Here is a 22894-nt window from a genome sequence, read left to right as displayed (position 1 = left end):
TTGGCGAGTCGCCCTCGCCCTGACAGGGGGAGGGTTTTTCAGGGCTTTGCGCGGGCTTCGTTCGCCTTCAGGACGCGTAGGAAGTTTTCGCCGGCGAGCTTGCGCAGATTGGCGTCCGTCCAGCCGCGCCGCGCCAGTTCCGTGAAGAGGGCCGGATAGGTGGAGACGTTCCCGAGGCCTTCGGGCAGGTCCGGCACGCCGTCGAAATCGCCGCCGATGCCGACATGGTCGTGGCCGGCGACTTTCGCCACATGCTCGATATGGTCGGCCACCATGGCGAGCGTGGAGACAGGGCGGGGGTTGGCGGCGTCCCATTCCTTCAGGCGGGCATTGGCGGCGTCGCCCTGACCCGCTGCGCCCTGCCCGGCCGTCTTGCGGGCTTCGTCCCGGCGGCTCTGCCAGTCGGCGCGGGCCTGGTCGATGAAGGCGGGGACGAAGGTGACCATGACGATCCCGCCATTCTTCGGCATGCGCTTCAGCACATCGTCCGGCACGTTGCGCGGGTGGTCGGTGATCGCCTTCGCGCTGGAGTGGGAGAAGATGACCGGCGAGGTGGACGCGTCGAGCACGGCGTGCATGGTGGCCGGCGAGACGTGCGAGAGGTCTATGAGCATGCCGAGGCGGTTCATCTCGGCGATCATCGCCGCGCCGGCCGGGGCCATGCCATTGTGCCTTGGCGCGTCGGTGGCGCTGTCGAACAGGGCGGTGGCGCGGCTGTGGGTGAGCGTCATGGCGCGGGCGCCGGCGGCGTAGGCGCGGCGGAGCGTCGGGATATCGTCCGCCACCTGGTGCGCGCCTTCGAGGCCGATCAGGCTGGCGATGCGGCCGGATTTCCACGCCGCTTCCGCTTCGGCCGCCGTGGTGGCGAGCGCGAAGGTTTCCGGGCGGCGGGCGGGGAAGGTCTTGACGATCTCGATCTGCTCGAAGCTCTGCTGCACCGCCTCCTCGGGCGAGAGGCTGGAGGGGACATAGACCGACCAGAGCTGGATTCCCATCCGCCCCTCGCGCAGCCAGGGGATGGAGGTGTGGCCGCGAACCGCCCCGCCGGTGGCGAAGCTGCTCATGGACTGGATGGTGACGGGGTTGTCGAGATCGGCGGTCTTCGCGCCCTCGAAGCCGTTGCCGAGGCGCAGCGCATAGGGCCAGTCGTTATGGCCGTCGGCGAGCGGGGCTTCCGTCAGCACCCTCTGGGCGCGGGCCTCCGGGGTTTCGGCGGTCTTCGCCGGCTGGGCCTGGGCGCAGGCGGCGGTGACGAGAAGGGCGGCGGTGAGGAGAATGCGCATGGGGGATTGGTAGGGTTTGAACGAAGGGGCGGCAAGGGGGTGCTTGTTCCCCCCCTGCCGCCTGGGCTTTGGCGAGCCGCCCTCCTCCCTCCCCGATGGGAGGAGGCTTTGTTCAGCGGCTTGCCGTGAATTCTATGATCTGGGTGGGGGTGGCGCGGCAGAAGGCATTATACTGGCGCTGGCCGTTCGGCCAGGTGCCGGTGGCGCGGAAGCGGAAGCGCCAGCCGCCATTGCCTTGCACGATCTCGTCCACGGAATCGAGGCGGACATGCGTGCCGCCGGTCACGCCCGTCTGCCGCGCGGCTTCGAACAGGCAGATCTGCATGCTGCGCTGCTGATCCGGCGTCAGCATCTGGATGTTCGCCTCCAGCTTGGCGGGCGGCAGGGCCGGGAACGGCGGTTGCGGCAGTTCCGGCTTCGGTTCGGGCCTGGGCTCGGGCTGGGCCTCGACCGGGGGCGGCGGTGGCGGGGCGACGGGGGCCGGGCGGGCCTCCTGCTGCGGCTGGTCGTTGCCGCCGCTGTTGGCGATGGCGACGATGCCCGCCGTGGCGCCGGCGCCGGCCAGCAGCCAGGGCAGGGCGTTCGGGCCGCTGTCGGCCCGGGGGCGGACATTGCCATAGCCATAAGCGAAGGTGGCGCGGCAGCCGTCCGACACGGTGATGCCGTTCGCGTCGTAGCTGAAGCTGCGGCCGCGCTGGCAGGAGCCGCCGTGCACCTGCACGATTTCCACCCGGTTCTGGGTGCGGGCGCGGCAGGTGCGGGTGCGGTGGTTCTGCGATTCGCAGCGGGTGGTGCCGGCGAAATATTGCGGCAGGTTGTGCGACTGGTCCCAGCTATGGCCCGGCCCGGAGGGCTGGGCGGGCAGCGTCTGCGGCGGCGGGGTTGGCCGGGTGGGAACGGTCGGGCGGCCCGGCAGGGTCTGCGCGACCTGGGCGCCGGCGGGAGCCGCCAGCAAAAGGCCCGTGAGGACGGCGCCCGGGAGGATTGCGAATGTGGTGCTGCGCATGTCAGGCCCTGTCTGTCTGGGAGTTCGGAGGGGAAACAGTCGCAGAAGGCGAAGCCCTCGTCCAGCGCGGACAATAGGCGGCGCTGTCCCGGCTCGAAGCCCGGTTTGCATTCCGCTGCCATTGCTGAAAAGGGTCGAACCCGCCACGGCTTCCAGGGTTGTTCCGACAGTCGAATGGAAATCGGCCTTGTTCGTTCGATCGGATATTATGGGTGATCGTGCAGTTTGCAAACCCGGGCGGCGAACGTCGGTTCCGCTGGGAAGCGGCGGCTGTGAAACTCCTCCGTCACCCCGGGCTTGACCCGGGGTCCCGCTGTCTTCCTCAAGCGCTGCGACGGCAGAAAAGCTGGGCCCCGGGTCAAGCCCGGGGTGACGGCTGTTGGAAATGTCCGGTGTCAGGCCGGCGACCCGCACAATTGCCGCTGGTTGGTAAACTGCATAATCGCCAACTCTAAGGCGAGTTCGAACCCGGACGCCGCCCGATCCGCCGGGGACTAGCGGGCGAAAGGGATCGCCCGCTCGGCCAGCCGCCCGCTTTTCCGAACCGGTGGCGAAGCTACTGGTTCATCGAGCCGAAGAAATCCTCGTTGGTCTTCGAGTCCTTCATCTTGTCCAGCAGGAACTCCATCGCGTCGACGGTGCCCATCTGCATGAGGATCCGGCGAAGCACCCACATCTTGGAAAGCGTCGCCTTGTCGACCAGAAGCTCTTCCTTGCGGGTGCCGGACTTGCCGACGTCGATCGCCGGGAAGATGCGCTTGTCGGCCACCTTGCGGTCGAGGACGATTTCCGAGTTGCCCGTGCCCTTGAACTCCTCGAAGATCAGCTCGTCCATGCGGCTGCCGGTGTCGATCAGCGCCGTGGCGATGATCGAGAGGCTGCCGCCTTCCTCGATGTTGCGCGCGGCGCCGAAGAAACGCTTCGGCCGCTGCAGGGCGTTGGCGTCGACACCGCCCGAGAGCACCTTGCCGGAGCTTGGCACCACCGAGTTGTAGGCGCGGGCGAGGCGGGTGATCGAGTCGAGGAGGATCACCACGTCGCGCTTGTGCTCGACCAGGCGCTTGGCCTTCTCGATCACCATCTCGGCCACCTGCACGTGGCGGGCGGCGGGCTCGTCGAAGGTGGAGGAGATGACCTCGCCCTGCACCGAGCGCTGCATGTCCGTCACTTCTTCCGGCCGCTCGTCGATGAGGAGAACGATCAGATAGACTTCGGGGTGGTTGGCGGAAATCGCCTTGGCGATGTTCTGGAGGAGAACCGTTTTCCCGACGCGCGGGGGGGCGACGATCAGCGCCCGCTGGCCCTTGCCCTGCGGGCTGATGATGTCGATGACGCGGCTCGACTTGTCCTTGTTGGTCGGGTCGGCGTTGTCGAGATTCAGCTTCTCGTCCGGGTAGAGCGGTGTCAGGTTGTCGAAGTTGACGCGATGGCGCAGCACTTCCGGATCGTCGAAATTGATCCGGTTCACCTTCACCATGGAGAAGTAGCGCTCGCCGTCCTTGGGGGCGCGGATCTCGCCTTCCACCGTGTCGCCGGTGCGGATGCCGTAGCGGCGGACCATGCCGGGCTGGAGGTAGATGTCGTCCGGGCCGGCGAGATAGTTCGCCTCGGCCGAGCGGAGGAAGCCGAAGCCGTCGGCCAGCACCTCGATGGTGCCGGTGCCGATGATTTCCTCGCCATTGTCGGCCAGCGCCTTCAGGATGCCGAACAGCAGGTCCTGCTTGCGCAGCGTGGAAGCCTGCTCGACTCCCAGTTCCTCGGCCATGGCGACCAGGTCCGCGGGGGTTTTCTTCTTGAGTTCGATGAGATGCATGACGGCTTTCTGCATGAAGACGCCGGGCGGCCGGGTGAAATGGCAGCGGGGGCGGAAAGCAAGGGGCGGTTGCCAGGACGGGCCGCCTTCAGTGCGCGCGGTAAGCCTTGCGCGCGGCCCGGTCAAGCCCGTGATGTGGGGCGAGGGGCGCCTGTGTTCAAGATGCGGGTGGGCATTGCCTTTTGGCATGTGCCGCGCCTAGAGTTCGGCCACGGCAGGCAAGCGGGAGGGGCTGAATGTCGACTATCGTGCGTTTTCTGGGCTGGGCCTGGCTTCTGGGCGGACTGATGGCGCTGGGCTCCTTGCTGATCGGCCGCTACGGTTCGGCGATGCCCTTGCCGGGCGAGCTGGCGCCGGCGCTTTCCCTGCCGTGGAGCCAGCTTGTGCCGATGCTGGGCGTCGGGCCCGGCCTGGCGATGGCGGTGATGGGCGTCGGCGTGTTCGTGAACGCGCAGATCCTGTTCGTGATCGCCAATATCCTGGAGCGCTAGAAGGGCTTCAGCACCGCCAGCGTGACGATAAGGATGGTGAACAGCGCCGGCACTTCGTTGAGGAAGCGCAGGCGGCGTTCGGGAATCGGGCGTTCGCCGCGCGCCATCTTCTTCGCCGTGGCGACCATCCAGCCGTGATAGCCGCTGAGCAGGAAGACCAGCGCGATCTTGGCGTGGATCCAGCCGCTGCCGGCCAGGCCGTAGCTGGTGGCGACCGAGAGGCCGAGAATCCAGGTGGCGACGAGGCCGGGGGTGAGGATGATCCGGCGGATCTTCGCCGTGCGCTCGCGCCAGTTCAGATCCTCCGGGCTGCCGACGGGGACTCCGGCCTGGTGCACGAGGTAGCGCGGCAGCATGAAGAGGCCCGCCACCCAGAAGAAGGTGACGACGACATGCGCCGCCTTCAGCGGCATATACCATGGCCCGAGCCAGCCGATGAGATGCTCCATGGGCGCGAGCTTATGGCCCTGCCCCGCCCCGCCGGCAAGCGGGCGGCTGGCGCGATCGGGGCGATTTCCTCCGGGCCGGACATGGCCTAATATCCGGCCATGGCCACCCGAACCCTTTCCGCCGGGCAGGATATCGCCCTTCTCGAAGCGCTGGACACGCGGCTGCGCTGGCTGTCCGCCTGGACCATCCACAACGCCAACCATCTCCGCCCGAATGCCGACGGGATCAAGGTGGGCGGGCATCAGGCCAGTTGCGCCTCGATCACCGCCATCATGACGGCGCTCTACTTCCACGCGCTCGGCCCCAACGACCGGGTGGCGGTGAAGCCGCATGCCGGGCCGGTGCTGCACGCCATCCATTATCTGCTGGGCGGGCAGAGCCTGGAGGCGTTGCAGGCCTTTCGCGGCTTCGGCGGGGCGCAAAGCTATCCCAGCCGCACCAAGGACCGGATTCCGGTGGATTTCTCCACCGGCTCGGTGGGGCTGGGGGTGGCGGTGACCGCCTTCGCCAGCCTGGTGCAGGACTGGCTGATCGCCCATGGTGCGCTGGATGCCGGCGAGGCCGGGCGGATGATCGCGCTGATGGGCGACGCCGAGCTGGACGAAGGCAATATCTACGAAGCGCTGATCGAGGCCTATAAGCACGACATCCGCAATTGCTGGTGGATCGTCGACTACAACCGCCAGTCGCTCGACGCGACGACGGCGGACCGGATGTTCCGCCGCTTCGACGACATCTTCGAGACCTGCGGCTGGCGGGTGGTGACGCTGAAGCATGGCCGGTTGCAGCGCGAGACCTTCGCCCGGCCCGGCGGGCAGGCGATCGCCGACTGGATCGAGACCTGCCCCAACGCCGACTATGCCGCGCTGACCTACAAGGGCGGGGCCGCCTGGCGCGAGCGGCTGAACGCCGATCTGGCCGGCGACGCCCGGGCGCTGAAGCTGGTCGCCGCGCACGACGACGACGGTTTGCAGCGGCTGATGACCACGCTTGGCGGCCATTGCCTGGAGACGCTGACGCAGGCGTTCGACTCCGCGAAGGACGAGCGCAACACGCTGTTCATCGCCTATACCATCAAGGGGCAGGGCCTGCCGCTGGCCGGGCACAAGGACAACCACGCCGGGCTGATGACTCCGGCGCAGATCGACGGGTTGCGCCGGAGCCTTGGCATTGCCGAGGGGGCCGAGTGGGCGCCTTATGGCGGGCTGGGGGCGAATGCGGCGGCCGAACTGAAGGCCTTCGTGGAGGCGAGCCCCATCGCCCGCAAGGGCGGGGACCGGCCGGCGGCGGCCGTCGCCGTGCCGGCGATTCCGGTGCCGGAAGGGGCGGAGCAGTCGACGCAGGCGGCCTTCGGGAAGATATTGTTCGAGCTGGCCAAGGGCGACAGCGCGCTGGCGGCGCGAATCCTGACGACTTCGCCCGACGTCACCGTCAGCACCAATCTGGGGGCGTTCGTGAACCAGCGCGGGCTGTTCCGCCGGCAGGACCTGCCCGACGTGTTCCGCGACGCGCGAATCCCCAGCCCGCAGAAATGGAAGGGCAATCCCGCCGGCCAGCATGTGGAGCTGGGGATCGCCGAGCATAATCTGTTCCTGATGCTGGCGGCCGCCGGGCTGGCGGCGCCGCTGTTCGGCGAGCGGCTGTTCCCGGTCGGCACCGTCTACGACCCCTTCATCGCCCGCGGGCTCGATGCGCTGAACTACGCCTGTTACCAGGACGCGCGCTTCCTGCTGGTGGCCACCCCTTCCGGCCTGACGCTGGGGGCGGAAGGCGGGGCGCACCAGTCCATCAACCCGCCGCTGATCGCCATGGGGCAGCCGGGGCTGACGCATTACGAGCCGGCCTATGCCGACGAGCTGGCGCTGCTGATGGAGGAAGCCTTCCGGGCGATGCAGGCGGTGGACGGCGACAGCCTGTATCTGCGGCTGTCGACGCGGAGCCTTGCGCAGCCGGTGCGGGCGGACGACGGCTGGAAAGAGGGGTGCCTGAAGGGCGCTTATTGGCGGATCGCGCCGGCCGCCGCCGAGCCGGTGGCGCTGGTGGCGATGGGGGCGCTGATGCCCGAGGCGCTGGAGGCGCACGCGCAGCTTTCCGAGGATATGCCGGGGCTGGGGCTGTTGCAGGTGACATCGCCGGCGAGGCTGCACCGGGACTGGTCGCGGGCAAGGGCCGGGCGGTGGAAGGGCGAGGCAGGGGCTTCGCACATCGAGACGCTGCTGGGCGGATTGGCGCCGGGGACAGGGCTGGTGACGCTGCTCGACGGGGCGCCGGCGGCGCTTTCCTGGCTGGGCGGCGTCCGCGGGCAGCGGGTGAACCCGCTGGGCACCGACCGCTTCGGGCAGACCGGATCTTTGGACGACCTTTACCGCGAATATCGGCTGGACGCCGATGCGATCGTCGAGGCGGTGGCGCAGCTTCTGGGGTGAGCGTCAGCGCGGGAAGGGGAAGCGCGGCTGCGGCATGTGGCGGATCAGTTCCGCGCGGACCCGGACGGTGCGGATGGAGATGCGGATTTCCAGCGCGAAGGCGGTGAGCGAGGCCGTCAGCAGCAGCAGCGCCAGAATGAAGAGGATCGGCACCACCTGCTCCAGATGAATCGGGCTGACCGCCGAGACGAAGAGCACGATGATGAGGGCGCAGACGGTGAGCGCCGAGGAAACCGAAAGCGCGACGGCGCGGTTGGCGAGCAGCATCCGCCTGTCGAGGCTGGCGAGTTCGGCGAGCGCGGTGTCGTTGTTTTCCACGCCCTCGCTGGCGATGATGGTTTCGAGCGCGCGGGCGCGGTCTATCACCCGGCCGAGGCGGGTGGTAATGGCCGAGAGGAAGGCGCCGATCGCCGTCAGCAGGAAGACCGGCGCGATGGAAAGCTGGATGAGCTGCGCCAGCAGCGGGACTTCCAGATGCGGGTTGATCGGCAGCATCGGCGATGGGTGGCGGTTGCGGGGAGGGCCGTCAAGCGGTTGTGGGGTGTGGGGGTGCGGAGAGGTGGTTCGGTCCCACCTCGACCGCTGCGTGCAAGGGGATTCCTGCGCAACTCCGCAATCTCGTCACCCCGGGCTTGACCCGGGGTCCGGCTGTTTCTCTCCGGTGCTGTGGCAGGGGAAAGCTGGACCCCGGGTCAAGCCCGGGGTGACGAGGAGGGGTGGGGTGTTTGTTACTCGGCGGCCTCCAGGGCCGGTTGGGTGATCGGGTTGGCCAGGCGGGTCAGCATTTCCTTCGGGCAGACCTGCCAGATGCGCGCGCGGGTGCGGTCCCAGTCGGCGAGGAGGGATTGCGCCCAGGCGCTGCCGGTGAGCTCGACGTGGCGCTCGATGAGGGTGCGGCAGACGTCGCTCCAATGGTCGGTCTCGATGCGCTGCCAGACGACCGTTTCCGGATTCGCCTTGCGCTCGAAATGGCCGTCCGGATCGTGGACGAAGGCCATGCCGCCCGTCATGCCGGCGGCGAAATTGTCGCCCACGGGGCCGAGGATGACCGCCGTGCCGCCGGTCATATATTCGCAGCCGTTGGCGCCGCAGCCCTCGATGACGGTGGTGGCGCCGGAGTTGCGCACGGCGAAGCGCTCGCCGGCCTGACCCGCCGCGTAGAGCTCGCCCGAGGTGGCGCCGTAGAGGCAGGTGTTGCCGATGATGGCGTTCCGCTGGCTGGCGAGCGGCGAGGAGACCATCGGCCGGACGCTGATGATGGCGCCGGAAAGGCCCTTGCCGACATAGTCGTTGGCGTCGCCGAAGACTTCGAGGCGGACGCCCTGCACCGCGAAGGCGCCGAGCGACTGGCCGGCGGAGCCGCGCAGGCGGACATGCACATGGCCGGGCGCCAGCCCCCGCATGCCGAAGCGGCGGGTGATCTTGGCGGAGAGCCGGGTGCCGACGGCGCGGTGGGTGTTGCGCACCGAATAGGTGAGCTGCATCTTCTCGCCATGGTCGAAGACCGGGCCGGCGTCGCGCAGGATTTCGGCGTCGAGGCTGTCGGGGACCGGGTTGCGGGGCGCGTCCTTCGCCGACCGGCGCATGTGATCGGGCGCGTCGACCTTGGCCAGCAGCGGGTTCAGGTCGAGGTCGTCCAGATGCTCGGCGCCGCGGCTGACCTGGCGCAGAAGCTCGGTGCGGCCGATCACTTCGTCGAGCGAACGGACGCCGAGGCGGGCGAGGATGTCGCGGGTTTCCTCGGCGATGAAGGTCATCAGGTTGATGACCTTTTCCGGGCTGCCGCTGAACTTCTGCCTGAGCGCCTCGTCCTGCGTGCAGACGCCGATCGGGCAGGTGTTGGAATGGCACTGGCGGACCATGATGCAGCCCATGGCGACGAGGCTCAAGGTGCCGATGCCATATTCCTCGGCGCCGAGGATGGCGGCGATGACGATGTCGCGGCCGGTCTTCAGCCCGCCGTCGGTGCGCAGCTTCACCTTCTGCCGGAGGCCGTTCAGAGTCAGCACCTGGTTGACTTCGCTGAGGCCCATTTCCCACGGAGCGCCGGCGAACTTGATGCTGGTCTGCGGCGAGGCGCCGGTGCCGCCGACATTGCCGGAGACGAGGATCACGTCGGCATGCGCCTTCGCGACCCCGGCCGCCACCGTGCCGATGCCGGACGAGGAGACCAGCTTCACGCAGACCTTGGCTTCCGGGTTGATCTGCTTCAGGTCGTAGATGAGCTGGGCCAGATCCTCGATCGAGTAGATGTCGTGGTGCGGCGGCGGCGAGATGAGGGTGACGCCCGGCGTCGCGTGGCGCAGGCGGGCGATCATTTCCGTGACCTTGAAGCCGGGAAGCTGGCCGCCTTCGCCGGGCTTGGCGCCCTGCGCCACCTTGATCTCTATCTCGTTGCAGGCATTGAGATATTCCGCCGTTACCCCGAAGCGGCCCGACGCGATCTGCTTGATGCTGGAATTGGCGTTGTCGCCATTGGGATAGGGCTTGAAGCGGATCGAATCCTCGCCGCCTTCGCCGGAGACGGCCTTGGCGCCGATGCGGTTCATGGCGATGGCCAGCGTCTCATGCGCTTCCGGGCTGAGGGCGCCCAAGGACATGCCCGGCGTCACGAAGCGCTTGCGGATTTCGGCGATGCTCTCGACTTCCTCCACCGGCAGCGGCTCGGCGGCGTAGTTCAGTTCCAGGAGGTCGCGCAGGTAGATGGGGGCAAGGCGGCGGACGCCTTCGGAAAAGCGCTTGTAGAGGCCGTAGCTGTCGGTCGCCACCGCTTCCTGCAGCGTGTGGATGAGCTGGCCTTCCCAGGCGTGCGGCTCGCCGCCGGCGCGGTAGCGGTAGAAGCCGCCGATGGGGAGCGCGGCGGCGCCCGAGAGCCGGCCTTCGGGATCGAAGGCGCGGTCGTGGCGCTGGCGCGCGGCCTCGAAAAGCGAGGTGTAGCCCTCGCCCGAGATGCGCGACGGCATGCCGGGGAAGAAATCGGCCACCAGCGCGCGGGAGAGGCCGACGGCTTCGAAATTATAGCCGCCGCGATAGCTGGAGAGGACGGAGATGCCCATCTTCGCCATGATCTTCAGCAGCCCGTCGTCGATCGACTTCCGGTAGCGGGCGATGCAGTCGGCGAGCGGCCGGTCGCCGAACAGGCCGCGGGCGTGGCGGTCGGCGATGGAGGCCTCTGCCAGCCAGGCGTTGACGGTGGTGGCGCCGGCGCCGACCAGAACCGCGACATAATGGGTGTCGAGGCATTCGGCCGAGCGGACGTTGATGGAGGCGAAGGTGCGCAGGCCCTTCCTCACCAGATGCGTGTGCACGCCGGCGGCGGCGAGGATCATGGTGACGCCGCAGCGCGCCGGCGACTGGTGCTCGTCGGTCAGGAAAAGCTGCGACTTGCCCTGGCGGACGGCGGCCTCGGACTCGGCGCGGATGCGGGCGATGGCGGTTTTCAGCCCTTCCGCGCCTTCGGCGAGGTCGAAGGTGCAGTCGATCTCGGCGGCCGAATGCTGGAAATGCGCCTGCAGGCTGCGCCATTCGGTGTTGGAGAGGAGCGGGCTTTCCAGCACCATCACGCCCTGCTGCGTCTCGTCGGAATCGAGGATGTTGCCATGGTTGCCGAAGCGGGTCTTCAGGCTCATCACCCGGCTTTCGCGCAGGCTGTCGATGGGCGGGTTCGTCACCTGGCTGAAGTTCTGCCGGAAGAAATGGCTCATGCACCGCGCGTTGCGGGAGATGACGGCGAGCGGCGTGTCGTCGCCCATGGAGCCGATCGCCTCTTTCGCGTCGTCGACCATGGGGGAGAGGATCAGCTCCATATCCTCCATGGTGAGGCCGGCGGCGATCTGCAGGCGGCGGAGGCCGGCGCCGATGGGGGCTGGCGGCAGGTTCGCCGGCACGGCGATGTCGGCAAGGGTGGTGAACTGGCCGGCGCGGCCCTCATAGGGCTGGGCGGACGAGAGCAGGTCCTTCAGCGCCCGGTCGCGGTAGAGGCGGCCTTCCGAAAGGTCTACGGCGATCATCTCGCCCGGCCCGAGCCGGCCCTTGGCGGTGACCGTTTCCTCGTTCACCTGCACCATGCCGGATTCCGAGCCGACGATGAGGAGGCCGTCCGCCGTCTGCGTGTAGCGCATCGGGCGCAGCGCGTTCCGGTCCATGCCGGCGACGACCCAGCGGCCGTCCGTCATGGCGAGGGCGGCCGGGCCGTCCCACGGCTCCATGACGCTGGCGAAATAGGCATACATCGCCTTGTGGGCGGGCGGCATGTCCGCGTCTTTCGACCAGGCTTCGGGCACGAGCATGGTCTTGGCGGTCGGCGCGTCGCGGCCCGAGCGGACGATGGCTTCGAACACCGCATCGAGCGCTGCCGTGTCGGAACTGCCGGCCGGGATCAGCGGCTTGATGTCCTCCGAATGCTCGCCGAAGGCGGTGGCGGCCATCTTGATCTCGTGGCTCTTCATCCAGTTCTGGTTGCCGCGGATGGTGTTGATCTCGCCATTGTGGGCGAGGCAGCGGAAGGGCTGCGCCAGCCACCATTGCGGGAAGGTGTTGGTGGAATAGCGCTGGTGGTAGATGGCGAAGCGGCTTTCGAAGCGCGGGTCCCTCAGATCCGGGTAGAAGACGGACAGGCTCTCGGCCAGGAACAGGCCCTTGTAGATGATCGAGCGGCAGGAGAGCGAGCAGATGTAGAAGCCCTGGATCTGGGCTTCGATCACCTTCTTCTCGATGCGGCGGCGCAGGATGTAGAGGTCCTTCTCGAAGGCGGCGCGGCTTTCCTCGGAGGTGTCTTCCGGGCCGGCGATCATGATCTGCTCGATTTCCGGGCGGAGGCTGGCGGCCTTCTCGCCGATCACCGAGACGTCGACCGGCACCTGCCGCCAGCCGTAGATGAAGTGGCCAAAGGCGATGATTTCGGATTCGACGATGGTGCGGCAGCTTTCCTGCGCCGCGAGATCGGTGCGGGGCAGGAAGACCATGCCGACCGCCAGCAGGTTGGGGCGCGGGGTGTGGCCGGCCCGGTCGATGCAGTCGTGGAAGAAGCTGACGGGAAGGTCGAGGTGGATTCCGGCGCCGTCGCCGGTCTTGCCGTCGGCGTCCACCGCGCCCCGGTGCCAGACCGCCTTCAGCGCCGCCACGCCCGCTTCCACCACCCGCCGGCTGGGCCGGCCGTCGATGGCGGCGACGAGGCCGACGCCGCAGGCATCCGATTCGCTTTCCGGCCGGTAAAGGCCTTCGGCCGCCATGCGGGCGCGTTCACGGTCGCCGGGCGAGGGGATGTTGGCGGGGTGGTTCAGCATCAGCGTATCCGTTGCGGCTTGGGAGCGGGGGGCTCAGGAGCGGGTGGGGGTGTTGAGGTGCGCGGCCTTCAGCCGGGCGATGATTCGCGGCAGCGCGGCCCGCGCCGCCGCTTCGCCCACCGGGCCGCCGTCGCGCATCAGCCGGGCCTGAAGCTCGGGCGAGACGGCGGTGAACTTGCGGCCGATGGGGGAGCTGTAGAAAGCGGTGAGCTGGTCCAGCTCGGCCGCGGTGAAGATCTCGGCGTGGCGGCGGCGGACCTGTTCGGCCAGCATCGGCACCATCCTGTTCGCCTCGGCGAGGAACTCCTCGGTGACGATCGCCGCCACCTCGCCCTGCTTGCCTTCGTTGCCGCGCATGAAGACCGGCATCAGATAGCCGACGGTGCTGTCGAGCGACTTGCGGATCTGCGCCTGCATGTCGGCGGATGCCATCATCCGCCCGGCCGCTTCCAGCCTCGCCGTCCGCTCGGCCTCGGGCAGGGCGTTGAAGGCGGCCTCCGGGTCTGCGGTCTGGGGGGCCGGGGGAGCCGGGGCCTGCGCCGCCGCCGGAGTGGCGGCGGCGAGGAGGCCGAGAAGGAGCGCGGTGCGCAGCATGCTATTTGCCGCCCGCCTGCGCCGGGAACAGCTTGCGAAGCTCCGCGTCGAGCTTGGGGGCGACGGACTTTTCGGCCGCCTGCAGGCGCGGGCCGAACTTCTGCGCATTGGCCTTGGCGACTTCCTGCGCCACCGTGCCCTGGGTGGAGAGGAATTTGGCGCCGGCCGGCGTGCGGTAGAAGGCGGCGATCTGCGTCAGCTCCTCGGCGGTGAAGTTGCGGGCGAAGGAGGCGATCTGCTCCTGCCGGGCCGACGCCTGCATCTCGCGCATGATGGGGGCGACGGTGTCCGCCTGCATGGCGCCGATGCGGGCGAGGCCGGCGGTGGTGGCCGGGCTGTTCTTCGCCAGCTCCGCCTTCAGCCGGGGGTCGTTCGACAGCATGGCGCGAAGCCCGGCGCCGCTGCGCATCTGCTGGATCTGCCGGTCGAGCTGGGCCTTGGCGGCGGCGGCGGGCATCAGCACCTCGACAAGCGCGGTCGCCGCCTTCGTCGCCTCGGCGCTTTGCGCCTGCGCCGGCAGCGCCAGGCTGGCGGAGAGGAGGAGGGCGGCGAGGGGGAGAGTGCCTGCCTTCAGGGTGGATTGGAAGCGTGTCATGCGGGTTCCTTCAGGGCCTTCGCGTGCGGCTGCGCCGCCGTTTCGGGGGCCTGGGCTTGCAGCCAGGCGTGCATCGCGCGGGCCACGTCGCGGCCCTCGCGCATCGCCCATACCACGAGGCTGGCGCCGCGCACGATGTCTCCTGCGGCGAACACACCCGGAAGGCTGGTGGACAGCCGTTCCGCCTGCGCCTTCAAGGTGCCCCAGCGGGTGACGGCGAGGTCCGGCTGCTGGAAGGCGGCGGGAAGGTCCTCGGGGTCGAAGCCCAGCGCTTCGACGACGAGGTCGGCTTGCAGATGGAAGTCCGAGCCGGGCTCGGGTTCCGGGGCGCGGCGGCCGGAAGCGTCCGGCGCGCCGAGGCGCATCCGGAGCGCGCGGACCGAGGCGACATGGCCGTTGGCGCCGGGCTCGAAGGCGGCGGGGGCGGCCAGCCACTGGAATTCGACGCCCTCTTCCTCGGCGTTCTGCACTTCGCGCGCCGAGCCGGGCATGTTCGCCTTGTCCCGCCGGTAGAGGCAGGTGACGGAGGCCGCGCCCTGGCGGACGGCGGTGCGGACGCAGTCCATCGCCGTGTCGCCGCCGCCGATCACCACCACATGCCGGCCGAGCGCGTTCAGCTCGCCCGACTCATAGGCCGGCACCTGGTCGCCGAGACCGACGCGGTTGGAGGCGATCAGATAGTCGAGCGCCTTCACCACGCCGGGCAGCTCCGCGCCCGCAAGGCCGAGCGGGCGGGGCTTATAGACTCCGGTGGCGACGAGGATCGCGTCGTGGCGGCGGCGGAGCTCGGCAAAGGAGATGTCGCGGCCGATCTCGGTGGAGAGGTGGAAGTTCACCCCGCCGTCCGCCAGCCGCTTCACCCGGCGCTCGACGACCGGCTTCTCCAGCTTGAAGCCGGGGATGCCGTAGATGAGGAGGCCGCCGGCGCGGTCGTGGCGGTCGTAGACATGCACGCTGTAGCCACGACGGCGCAGAAGCTCGGCGGCGGTGAGACCGGCGGGGCCGGCGCCGATGATCCCGACCGATTGCCCGGAGCGGTCCGCCAGCGGTTGCAGCGGCTCGACCCAGCCTTCCTTCCAGGCGGTGTCGGTGAGAAACTTTTCCACCGAGCCGATGGTGACCGAGCCATGGCCGGACTGCTCGATGACGCAGCTTCCCTCGCACAGACGGTCCTGCGGGCAGATGCGGCCGCAGATCTCGGGCATGGTGGAGGTGGAGGCGGAGAGCTCATAGGCGTCGCGCAGGCGGCCTTCGGCGGCGAGCTTCAGCCAGTCGGGGATGTGGTTTTCCAGCGGGCAGTGCACCTGGCAGAAGGGCACGCCGCACTGCGAGCAGCGGGACGCCTGCTCCTCGGCCTTGGCGGTGAGGAAGCTGGTGCTGATCTCGTCGAAATCCTGCGCGCGATCCTGGGCCGGGCGCTTCGCGGGGAAGGCCTGGTCGAGATGGATGAAGCTGAGCATGCGTGAGCCGGCCACTGGATTATCCCCGTTCGCGAGTCATTTCGCGGCGGAATTATCAGGCCGAAAAGCCTCTGGCGAGGGCATTGGTCAGTAATACTGACCTTTATTTTGCTTTTTTGGCCGACAGTTTTTGCAGATGCGTCTCAATAGTGAAAATATGGTTCCGATTTGCGACTATCTGAGCAGAAGCCAGACAAGGGCGATAGACCCGAGCGCGATCCGATACCAGGCGAAGGGGGCGAAGCCGTGCCGGCCGACGAAGCCCACCAGCCAGCGCACCACCATCAACGCCGAGACGAAGGCGGTGACGAAACCGATGGCGATGAGGCCGAGGTCGTCGGCGTCGAGCAGGTGCCGTTCCTTGTAGAGCGAGTAGACGGTGGCGGCGGCCATGGTGGGAACGGCGAGGAAGAAGCTGAACTCGGCCGCGGTCTTGCGATCCAGCCCCATCAGCAGCCCGCCCATGATGGTGGCGCCCGAGCGCGAGACGCCGGGGACCATGGCGATGCACTGCACCACCCCGACACCGAGCGCCGTACGCCAGGGCATGGTTTCCACCTGCCCTTCGATGCGCGGCGGCACCAGCTTCTCGATCAGCAGGATGGCGATGCCGCCGACGATGAGGGCGATCGCCACCGTCATCGGGCTTTCGATCAGCTGGCGGATGCTGGAATAGGCGAAGAAGCCCACCACCATCGCCGGCAGGAAGCCGAGCAATATGTTGCGGGTGAAGGCGATGGCGCCGGAATCGCGGCGGACGAGGCCGGCGGCGATATGGGCGAAACGCTGCCGATAGGCGACCAGCACGGCGAGGATCGCGCCGAGCTGGATGGCGATCTTGAAGGCGACGGAACCGTCGCCGGTGAAGCCCATCAGCTCGGATGCGAGGATGAGGTGGCCCGTGGAGGAGACGGGCAGGAACTCGGTGAGCCCTTCGAGCAGGCCGAGCAGGAAGGCCTGTAGGATGGCGATCGGGTCCATCTTTGATCCCTGGATATGAGGCCGCGGCGCGGCGGTTGGCTGAGGGCGCCCGCTCAGGCGACGGCGAAGCGCCCGCCGGTGCGGTAGCGGCCGAGCCACTGCCCGGCCACCGCCGCCAGCGGCGTGCCGGGGATGCCGAGATCGCCGAGGCCGGGATATTGGCCGGAGAGGATGTTGTCGGCCTTCAGCATCAGATACTGGTCCTGCGTCAGCGGCGCGCCGGGCAGGAAGCCGAAGCTGGAAAGCAGGCGGGCGCCGAAGTCCGGCGTGTCGACCAGCGGCTTTTCCTGGCCCGTCGCCTCGGCGATGAAGGCGACGAGGTCGCGCATGCGCAGGATTTCGGGGCCGCCCAGTTCCCACAGCTTGCCGGCGTTGCCGATGAACTGGCGCTCGACGATGGCGACGATCGCGGCGGCGACGTCGTTCACATAGACGGGCTGGAAGCGGGTCTCGGGCGCGATGACCGGGACTGCCGGCGCCGCGGCGATCAGGCTGGCGAAGCGGTTGGTGAAGCTGTCGCCTGCGCCGAAGACGAGGCTGGGGCGGACGATGGCGGCATCGGGCAGGACGGCGCGGACGGCTGCCTCTCCCTCGGCCTTGGTGCGGTAATAGGCCGACGGGCTTTGCGGGCTGGCGCCGATGGCGGAAAGCTGCACGAAGGCGCGGGCGCCGGCCGCAAGTGCGGCGTTGGCGGCATTGGCCGCGCCCCGCACATGGATGTCGGCAAAGCGCTGGCCGCCTTTCTCTTCCAGGATGCCGACGAGGTTCACGACCGCGTCCGCGCCCGACAGGGCCGTGCGCAGGCCGGCTTCGTCGCGCACGTCTCCGGCGCGGGCGCCGATCTGGCCGAGGTCGCCCAGCGGCTTCAGGTGGCGCGCATTCTCCGGGTTGCGGCAGACGGCGAGGACTCGCCAGCCGAGGGCGGCGAAGGCTTCGGTAAGGGCGGTGCCGATGAAGCCGGAGCCGCCGATGAGCGCCACCAGGCGCGGCTGGGAGGAGGGGGCGATGGGCATGCCGCTCTCCTAGCCGCAGGGGGTGTCGATTGACAATGCGCGTGAGGGCGGCCGGCGGGCGGATTTTCGGGGTTGCGCGCAAACTTCACATTGACAAGCGGGCCGATGCCCCATAACGACGCGCGCCTACCCCGTGCCCAGATGGCGGAATTGGTAGACGCACCAGCTTCAGGTGCTGGCGATCGCAAGGTCGTGGAGGTTCGAGTCCTCTTCTGGGCACCATTTTCCCGTTCGCAGATGTTCGCTAACGGTTGAAGAAACCAAGGAAATCTGGGAAAAATGGCTCCGAACCTTTCGGGGGCATACGCGCAAGATCGCCAATAATCGGGCTATTCTGGCGGCATATGCCCCAAATTGCACCGCTCATTCAGATTTTGGTGCCCCCATATGGCGCTGAGAGACATCGACACGAAAATGGTCGGTGATCGTTCGGTGCGCCGGCTCCCCAGCCCTGGTCTTCGTTCGAAGGGGCGCTGCGCGGCGTTGCTCGGAACGCACACAATTGCCCCTCATGCATTTACCTGTCGTTCAAGAGACATGCTGACCCGCAGCGCGGCGCGAAAAAGTGAAATATTCTTGTAACGTGGCTGGACGGCACTCGCCCCTGCGCGCTCGAACGTCGGCAAGCGAAAGGCAGCCATGCGCGCAAAGGCGGACATTGAGGACGGTCCCGTCCGCCATCGGGCCGAGCGCGCGCGCGGCCTAGTCTGACGTTCGCGGTTGACGCGCTTTCTGTATCGGGCCGCTTCAGCCCAGGAGCACGACCCCGCCGGGAAGCCGGGTCGCGCTGACGCCGGTCAATTGCTGAACCTGGACCACCGCCAGTTCGATCTGGTTCACCCGGAACACGCCTGTGATGGGGAAATTGTTAAGCGTGCTGCCCCGCAGGACGAGACGTCCGGGATAGTAGCGATTGATCTCCCCAATTGCGGACGCAAGCGGCGTGCCCTTGAACATGAGGAGGCCGCTCCGCCATCCGGTGACAGCCTCGCGATCCGCTTTGGCCTGCTGCAAGGTGCCGTCGGCCAGGAAGGTGACGGCTTCGCCCGCCTGAAGCCGGACGTTCGTCCCGGCCCGTTCCGCCGACAGCCTGCCATCCAGACACGTCACGCAAAGCTCATGGTCCAGCACATTGACGTTGAACTGCGCCGAGCGGGCGATTGAGGTCATCCCGTTCGCCTCGACCCGGAACGGGCCGCCTTGCTCCGCGACTGCCACGAAGATCTCGCCGGCGATCAGCCGCACGCCATTGTCGAGGTGCGAGAGGCTGGAGCGGGCGTTCATCTCGATCTCGACGCCGGCCATCGGCGTGAGACGGCGGCGCTCGCCCATGCCGGTCCGCTCTTCGGCCAGGAGTTCTGCCAGCGTCGGCCATAGACCAAGAGGCGATTGCGCTGCGATCACGCCGGCGGCGATGCTCGCGGCGACCGCGCTGCCGCCAAGAAATGCCCGGCGGTTGAGGCGTGCCTCCCCACCATCGGCTGTCGATACATTGTCGTTGGCGAAACGGGCACGATCGCGCGGCAGATCGGCCGCCCGCAGGTCTTCGATGAACTGCGCGGCCGCTTCGAACGCTTCGGCATGGGCGGGACTGGCGGCGCGCCAGTCGTCGAATTCAAGGCGGTCCGCATCGCTGACCGGGCCGATCGCGAAGCGCGACGCCCAATCGAGCGCCTCGAACCGGACCGGCTCGAAATCAGGATTCATGCCGTCACGCGAAACCACGATCATCCTGCCCCATTCGCTATGGTCTTCTGCAATCCTGCCACGAAATCTCTGCTCCTACTTCCTAGACACTTTGAACCCGCGATCCGCGAGAATATCGCCTCGCCCGAGCCGGATGGCGCAGTGCGCGAGGGCGCCTCGCAGGTCGCTCTGCACCGTTCGCACGCTGATCTTGTGCCGTCTGGCGACCAGTTCGGTCTCCTCACCGTCCATAAGGCAGGACAGGAAGATGTCGCGCTGGCGGGCGGACAGCTCATCGAGCGCGCGCAGGATCGCAGCGATTTCCTCTTTCCCGATCGCGTGCCGTTCGGCGTCCGGGGCTTCGTCGGCCTGCTCTTCGGCGATGTCGAGCGTTTCGTCCCGATGGCGCCGCTCGCGGGAACGCCGCAAGTTCAATGCTGCGTTCATCGCGGCGCGGAACACATAGCCCCGCTCGTTGGAAACGGAATCGATGTCCTTGCCCTGCCCGAGACGGATCCAGGTCTCGTGCAGCGCTTCTTCGGCAAGGCTGTCAGAGCCGAGCCGCTGCGAGAGGCGTTGAAGCAACAGGCGATACTGCTCGGCGAGCACCTGGCGCAAATGGGAGCGCGTCGAACCGGTCATCGCCCGGCTCCGCGCGTAAAGGGGTTGGCCGCGGCCGTCACGACGCTCATCGGCCCGCCACGTCGAACAGCAGGGGTTGGCGCATCCGCGCGGGCGGAACAAGATCGAGCCGCTTTCCCTCGAGGAGCGCCACGATGCTGGCGTCGCGCTTCGGGTCGGCGCTCGCTCTGGCGATCCGGACATCGTGAAGGGTGCCGTCCTCGGAAATCCGCGTCTGTATCCGAAGGCTGGCGCCAGCCCCGCGCTCGGCGAGGCCGGCATCGAGGATGGCCGCATGGATTGTCGCGGCGACCCTCTGAACGAACCGGAGATTGGCTGACGGGTCTTCCGAGCCGATCAGCCGCGGCGCCGTGACGCGCATCATATCGAGCATGACCACGTTGCCGGCGCCAATGCCGCCGGTGTTCGGAGCGGGCGGCAGCGGATCGTGGGCGCGGGCGACCGGCATGATGACCGCCGATTTGCGGCTGGTGAACCGGGCCACGAGGCCGGTTCCCTGAAGGAGAATATGGAGCGCCTGGGGCGGCGTGTAGGTTCCGATCACCTCTGATGACTGGCGGCCTTCGGACTGTCTCTCGTCCAGCACGAAATCGACGCCGCTGGTCGCCGTGTAGCGGCTGAGCGCGGAGCCGAGTTGCTGGGCGGGAATGTCGTAGCGCTGCACGTCCGCCGGCGATCCGTCGTCATTGGCGGCCGCGGGTGCGATGAAGAGCAGGGCGAGGAACGGCGCGACAATTGCCGGCAGGCGCCGGCGCGGCGCCGATACCGGCCTCGGTGCGGCAACCGGGCGACCATGGTCGATGCTGGCGCCGCGGGCGCTCATTTCAGGGAGAACCCGATCGGGAGGGTCACGCCGAAGCTGCCGGGCCAATCGGCGGGCGGTGGCGGCAGGAGCCGCGCGCGCATGACCGCGGCGATCGCCTCGTCGTCGAGCAGCTTCGATCCGGAACTCATCTCGATCCAGATGTCGAGCACCTCGCCTTTGTGGTTCATCACGAAATGAACCTGAACGACGCCCTCGATCTCGGCGAGCTGGGCTTGCGGCGGATAGCGGCGGTGGCGCTCGATATGACGCAGGAGCCGCGAGCGGAAGGACTGGAGCGAGGTGCCCGACATGGCCGCTACGCCTTCGGTCGCTTCGCGGGCGGCGGTCTCGCGAGCGGATCCCTGGCCGGGGGTTTGGCCGCTCTCCGGCGATGCCCCGCCGACGGGCGGGGTTTGCCGATCCCGGCCGTGGCGCCCGTCCGACGGCAGCGCGGTGCTGCTTGGCTTGTCCTGCGGCATCATGGTTTTCCGGTCACCGCCCGCATTGGCCGTCTCGCCGGACGGCAGGGGAAGCAGTTCGACCACCACGACATTCTCCCCGCGCGCGGCGTTCCGGCGCTGGGCCGTCGGCCCGGTGAACGGCCAGATCAGGGCCAGGCCGAGCGCGGCATGAATTGCCAGCGAACAGCACAGGCCGAAGGCGCGGTCCGGGAAAAAGGACGGTCTGGAGAAGGTCATGATCAATGACATCTATTGCGTCATTCCCGTGACCTATTCGGGTCATCGCCAAAAACGCCGGAATTTCCGCAGTTTGTGATCGCGCCCGGGAAAAAATGCGAAAATCGTCGCGTCGATTTGCGCGGCCGGTGTCTCTCAAGATGAAGGGGCATGAGATGGATTTCGGGTCGGGCGCTTATAGGGAAGACGGTTCCGCGGTCAGGCAGAGGCTGTCCGCGCCGCTCGCGTTGCGGCCGGAACGGGAGGCCTCGCGCGATCTTGTCCTCGTGCGCGAGCCCCTCGGCGCCGCGTCCGGCGCCAACTTGCGCGCCTCCGTTGTCAGCGCCGCCAGCGGCCGCGGCCTGTTGCGCTATCGCATCCATGTCGGCGAACTGATCGCCGACCTGCGCTATTTCGCGAAAGAAACGACCACCGACCTGCTCATCCCCCGCGCACGGGCGCTTCTTCTGGTGTCGTTCAACGGACCGGCGGGACTTGCCATGGGCGAGGAAACACTGACCTGCCGGGCCGAGACGCCCTTTCTGTGCGCCGGCCAGGAACGGCTGAGCGTTGCATGGCGGGCCGGCACGGTCGCGCTTATCGTCTATCTGAAGCGCGACGATCTGAATGCCGCTGCCAGCACGCTGCTCGACGATGGGCGCCGCCTCGGCGCGGCTGCCAATCTGCTGCCGCCGGTGGACGATTGCCGTCAGCTCGAGCGCGCGATCGACCGGATCGGGGTGCTGTGCGGCCACGGCTTTCCGTTGCATGGCGCCGCAAGCTTCGCGGCCGAGGCGGCGTTCTACCAGGCGCTGGCGCAGCGCATTGCGGCCAGCCCGGAACGGGAGGCCATTGTCCAGCCGGTGCGGGCGGTGGGCGATGCGATGCGTCTGATCCGCAGCGATCATTGCCGGACGTTCGATGTTGAGAGCCTCGCCGCGATGGTCGGCGTGACGGGCGGAACGCTGCGCAAGGGATTCCGGGCCTGCCTGGGCATCACGGTCAAGGAATATATCCGCAACGTGCGCCTCACCTGGGCGCGCGAGCGGCTCGCAAGCGTACGCGAGAGCCGCTCGGTCGCCGATCTCGCCCATGCGGCAGGGTTCGCGGACACGGCCGGTTTCTCGCGCGGCTATCTGCGGCGTTATGGGGAATCCCCCAGTCAGACGAGAGCGAGGGCGGTGCAACTGGCGGAGTAGGACCCGGCAGCGCATGACGCTGCATCCCCTTGCACAAATATAGATGGTCTCACTATCAGTAGATGGTGCGAATAATATGGCTTTGCGCAATAAATACCCTTTCCGAATCAACTTCTTTGATTGTAACTGTGTCAGTCATTTTCATCATATGCTCAGTTGAGTTCTGACATTCAATCCAAATTATCGTAACAGAAGCGTAATTCTTTTTGGTCAAACCCGGCCAAAACGCATCCGATCTCGTTTCGACCCCCAATTAAACTTGATCGAATCTTCGTCGTCGCCGATTGCAAGTCGGGTCATCGGGACGCTGCGTTGCAGCCTTGGCTGCTCATGCGTCCACCTAGCGACGAGTGTGACCGTTCGCCGTCCGGTTCATGGCCGAGGCGGCGTTTTCGGCGGGGGGTGAAGGTTTTGAAGTTCAGGAAACACATGTGGCGGCACGGCTGCAGCCTCGCCGTGCTGACGGCGGTGTTGAGCCTGTCCGCGGT

The 22894-nt window shown here is 67.8% G+C and carries 18 protein-coding genes and 1 tRNA gene; 4 read left to right on the top strand and 15 right to left on the bottom strand.

Translation table 11 applies throughout. From position 1 onward, the window contains the following. Nucleotides 1-38: 38 nt before the first annotated feature. From L6Q21_RS12725 to rho, 3 genes are all read right to left on the bottom strand, one after another. Nucleotides 39-1283: a dipeptidase gene (locus L6Q21_RS12725; protein ID WP_237831143.1), complete on the bottom strand. Its 1245-nt coding sequence runs from the start codon at nucleotides 1281-1283 to the stop codon at nucleotides 39-41. A gap of 112 nt (nucleotides 1284-1395) precedes the next feature. Next, nucleotides 1396-2289 (bottom strand): DUF3011 domain-containing protein, encoded by an 894-nt coding sequence (locus L6Q21_RS12720; protein WP_237831142.1) that lies wholly within the window; start codon nucleotides 2287-2289, stop codon nucleotides 1396-1398. A 556-nt stretch (nucleotides 2290-2845) separates the two neighbouring features. After that, complete coding sequence (rho, locus tag L6Q21_RS12715; protein WP_237831180.1) at nucleotides 2846-4102, bottom strand: transcription termination factor Rho; 1257 nt, start codon at nucleotides 4100-4102, stop codon at nucleotides 2846-2848. Nucleotides 4103-4338: 236 nt separating this feature from the next. Here rho and L6Q21_RS12710 point away from each other — a divergent pair, with 236 nt between their 5' ends. Continuing rightward, complete coding sequence (locus tag L6Q21_RS12710) at nucleotides 4339-4593, top strand: hypothetical protein (RefSeq protein ID WP_237831141.1); 255 nt, start codon at nucleotides 4339-4341, stop codon at nucleotides 4591-4593. On the opposite strand, the gene L6Q21_RS12705 is transcribed toward L6Q21_RS12710, so the two are convergent. Then, on the bottom strand, nucleotides 4590-5042 hold the full coding sequence (locus tag L6Q21_RS12705; protein ID WP_237831140.1) for a CopD family protein: 453 nt from the start codon (nucleotides 5040-5042) through the stop codon (nucleotides 4590-4592). The genes L6Q21_RS12710 and L6Q21_RS12705 overlap by 4 nt on opposite strands. 99 nt (nucleotides 5043-5141) lie before the next feature. Here L6Q21_RS12705 and L6Q21_RS12700 point away from each other — a divergent pair, with 99 nt between their 5' ends. Then, nucleotides 5142-7469, top strand: coding sequence for a transketolase (locus L6Q21_RS12700; protein ID WP_237831139.1), 2328 nt, complete (start codon nucleotides 5142-5144; stop codon nucleotides 7467-7469). Nucleotides 7470-7472: 3 nt separating this feature from the next. Here L6Q21_RS12700 and L6Q21_RS12695 read toward each other — a convergent pair whose 3' ends face one another. From L6Q21_RS12695 to L6Q21_RS12665, 7 genes are all read right to left on the bottom strand, one after another. Next, the gene (locus tag L6Q21_RS12695; RefSeq protein WP_237831138.1) at nucleotides 7473-7964 is read right to left on the bottom strand and encodes a DUF2721 domain-containing protein; all 492 of its coding nucleotides are present in this window, start codon (nucleotides 7962-7964) and stop codon (nucleotides 7473-7475) included. Between the two features lie 233 nt (nucleotides 7965-8197). Beyond that, nucleotides 8198-12754 (bottom strand): glutamate synthase large subunit, encoded by a 4557-nt coding sequence (gene gltB / locus L6Q21_RS12690; RefSeq protein ID WP_237831137.1) that lies wholly within the window; start codon nucleotides 12752-12754, stop codon nucleotides 8198-8200. Nucleotides 12755-12787: 33 nt separating this feature from the next. Further along, nucleotides 12788-13348 (bottom strand): DUF2059 domain-containing protein, encoded by a 561-nt coding sequence (locus tag L6Q21_RS12685; protein WP_237831136.1) that lies wholly within the window; start codon nucleotides 13346-13348, stop codon nucleotides 12788-12790. 1 nt (nucleotide 13349) lies between these two features. Then, nucleotides 13350-13943, bottom strand: a complete 594-nt coding sequence (locus L6Q21_RS12680) for a DUF2059 domain-containing protein (RefSeq protein WP_237831135.1) — start codon at nucleotides 13941-13943, stop codon at nucleotides 13350-13352. Then, nucleotides 13940-15418: an NAD(P)-dependent oxidoreductase gene (locus tag L6Q21_RS12675; RefSeq protein ID WP_237831134.1), complete on the bottom strand. Its 1479-nt coding sequence runs from the start codon at nucleotides 15416-15418 to the stop codon at nucleotides 13940-13942. The genes L6Q21_RS12680 and L6Q21_RS12675 overlap by 4 nt, the downstream gene beginning before the upstream one ends. A gap of 159 nt (nucleotides 15419-15577) precedes the next feature. Further along, on the bottom strand, nucleotides 15578-16384 hold the full coding sequence (locus L6Q21_RS12670; protein WP_237831133.1) for an undecaprenyl-diphosphate phosphatase: 807 nt from the start codon (nucleotides 16382-16384) through the stop codon (nucleotides 15578-15580). A 53-nt stretch (nucleotides 16385-16437) separates the two neighbouring features. Then, nucleotides 16438-17397, bottom strand: a complete 960-nt coding sequence (locus L6Q21_RS12665; protein ID WP_237831132.1) for a complex I NDUFA9 subunit family protein — start codon at nucleotides 17395-17397, stop codon at nucleotides 16438-16440. Between the two features lie 135 nt (nucleotides 17398-17532). Between L6Q21_RS12665 and L6Q21_RS12660 the strand changes: the two genes are divergently transcribed. Continuing rightward, nucleotides 17533-17619 (top strand) — tRNA-Leu (locus L6Q21_RS12660). Between the two features lie 525 nt (nucleotides 17620-18144). On the opposite strand, the gene L6Q21_RS12655 is transcribed toward L6Q21_RS12660, so the two are convergent. From L6Q21_RS12655 to L6Q21_RS12640, 4 genes are all read right to left on the bottom strand, one after another. Next, complete coding sequence (locus tag L6Q21_RS12655) at nucleotides 18145-19104, bottom strand: FecR family protein (RefSeq protein ID WP_237831131.1); 960 nt, start codon at nucleotides 19102-19104, stop codon at nucleotides 18145-18147. Nucleotides 19105-19179: 75 nt separating this feature from the next. Further along, on the bottom strand, nucleotides 19180-19725 hold the full coding sequence (locus tag L6Q21_RS12650) for an RNA polymerase sigma factor (protein ID WP_237831130.1): 546 nt from the start codon (nucleotides 19723-19725) through the stop codon (nucleotides 19180-19182). A 46-nt stretch (nucleotides 19726-19771) separates the two neighbouring features. Further along, nucleotides 19772-20548 carry an STN domain-containing protein gene (locus L6Q21_RS12645; protein ID WP_237831129.1) on the bottom strand — a complete coding sequence of 259 codons (777 nt, stop codon included), beginning with the start codon at nucleotides 20546-20548 and terminating at the stop codon, nucleotides 19772-19774. Continuing rightward, nucleotides 20545-21240 (bottom strand): energy transducer TonB, encoded by a 696-nt coding sequence (locus L6Q21_RS12640; RefSeq protein ID WP_237831128.1) that lies wholly within the window; start codon nucleotides 21238-21240, stop codon nucleotides 20545-20547. Before L6Q21_RS12640 ends, L6Q21_RS12645 begins: the two co-directional genes overlap by 4 nt. A 143-nt stretch (nucleotides 21241-21383) precedes the next feature. On the opposite strand from L6Q21_RS12640, the gene L6Q21_RS12635 reads away from it, so the two are divergent. Continuing rightward, a complete protein-coding gene (locus L6Q21_RS12635; protein ID WP_237831127.1) occupies nucleotides 21384-22406 on the top strand; it encodes a helix-turn-helix transcriptional regulator in 1023 nt (340 codons plus the stop codon). Nucleotides 22407-22894: the final 488 nt, after the last annotated feature.

Origin of the sequence: Sandaracinobacteroides sayramensis (genome assembly GCF_022014495.1) — a bacterium.
GTDB lineage: Bacteria > Pseudomonadota > Alphaproteobacteria > Sphingomonadales > Sphingomonadaceae > Sandaracinobacteroides > Sandaracinobacteroides sayramense.
The sequence above is the reverse complement of the archived record's forward strand: the minus strand, read 5'-3'. Positions and strand labels throughout refer to the sequence as shown.

Bases quoted from the DNA above. Each gene is read 5' to 3' on its own strand.
- L6Q21_RS12710 (WP_237831141.1), top strand. From the start codon at position 4,339: ATGTCGACTATCGTGCGTTTTCTGGGCTGGGCCTGGCTTCTGGGCGGA.
- L6Q21_RS12655 (WP_237831131.1), bottom strand. From the start codon at position 19,104: ATGAATCCTGATTTCGAGCCGGTCCGGTTCGAGGCGCTCGATTGGGCG.
- rho (WP_237831180.1), bottom strand. From the start codon at position 4,102: ATGCATCTCATCGAACTCAAGAAGAAAACCCCCGCGGACCTGGTCGCC.
- L6Q21_RS12705 (WP_237831140.1), bottom strand. From the start codon at position 5,042: ATGGAGCATCTCATCGGCTGGCTCGGGCCATGGTATATGCCGCTGAAG.
- L6Q21_RS12650 (WP_237831130.1), bottom strand. From the start codon at position 19,725: ATGACCGGTTCGACGCGCTCCCATTTGCGCCAGGTGCTCGCCGAGCAG.
- L6Q21_RS12665 (WP_237831132.1), bottom strand. From the start codon at position 17,397: ATGCCCATCGCCCCCTCCTCCCAGCCGCGCCTGGTGGCGCTCATCGGC.
- L6Q21_RS12640 (WP_237831128.1), bottom strand. From the start codon at position 21,240: ATGTCATTGATCATGACCTTCTCCAGACCGTCCTTTTTCCCGGACCGC.
- gltB (WP_237831137.1), bottom strand. From the start codon at position 12,754: ATGCTGAACCACCCCGCCAACATCCCCTCGCCCGGCGACCGTGAACGC.
- L6Q21_RS12645 (WP_237831129.1), bottom strand. From the start codon at position 20,548: ATGAGCGCCCGCGGCGCCAGCATCGACCATGGTCGCCCGGTTGCCGCA.
- L6Q21_RS12700 (WP_237831139.1), top strand. From the start codon at position 5,142: ATGGCCACCCGAACCCTTTCCGCCGGGCAGGATATCGCCCTTCTCGAA.
- L6Q21_RS12720 (WP_237831142.1), bottom strand. From the start codon at position 2,289: ATGCGCAGCACCACATTCGCAATCCTCCCGGGCGCCGTCCTCACGGGC.
- L6Q21_RS12680 (WP_237831135.1), bottom strand. From the start codon at position 13,943: ATGACACGCTTCCAATCCACCCTGAAGGCAGGCACTCTCCCCCTCGCC.
- L6Q21_RS12725 (WP_237831143.1), bottom strand. From the start codon at position 1,283: ATGCGCATTCTCCTCACCGCCGCCCTTCTCGTCACCGCCGCCTGCGCC.
- L6Q21_RS12695 (WP_237831138.1), bottom strand. From the start codon at position 7,964: ATGCTGCCGATCAACCCGCATCTGGAAGTCCCGCTGCTGGCGCAGCTC.
- L6Q21_RS12685 (WP_237831136.1), bottom strand. From the start codon at position 13,348: ATGCTGCGCACCGCGCTCCTTCTCGGCCTCCTCGCCGCCGCCACTCCG.
- L6Q21_RS12635 (WP_237831127.1), top strand. From the start codon at position 21,384: ATGGATTTCGGGTCGGGCGCTTATAGGGAAGACGGTTCCGCGGTCAGG.
- L6Q21_RS12670 (WP_237831133.1), bottom strand. From the start codon at position 16,384: ATGGACCCGATCGCCATCCTACAGGCCTTCCTGCTCGGCCTGCTCGAA.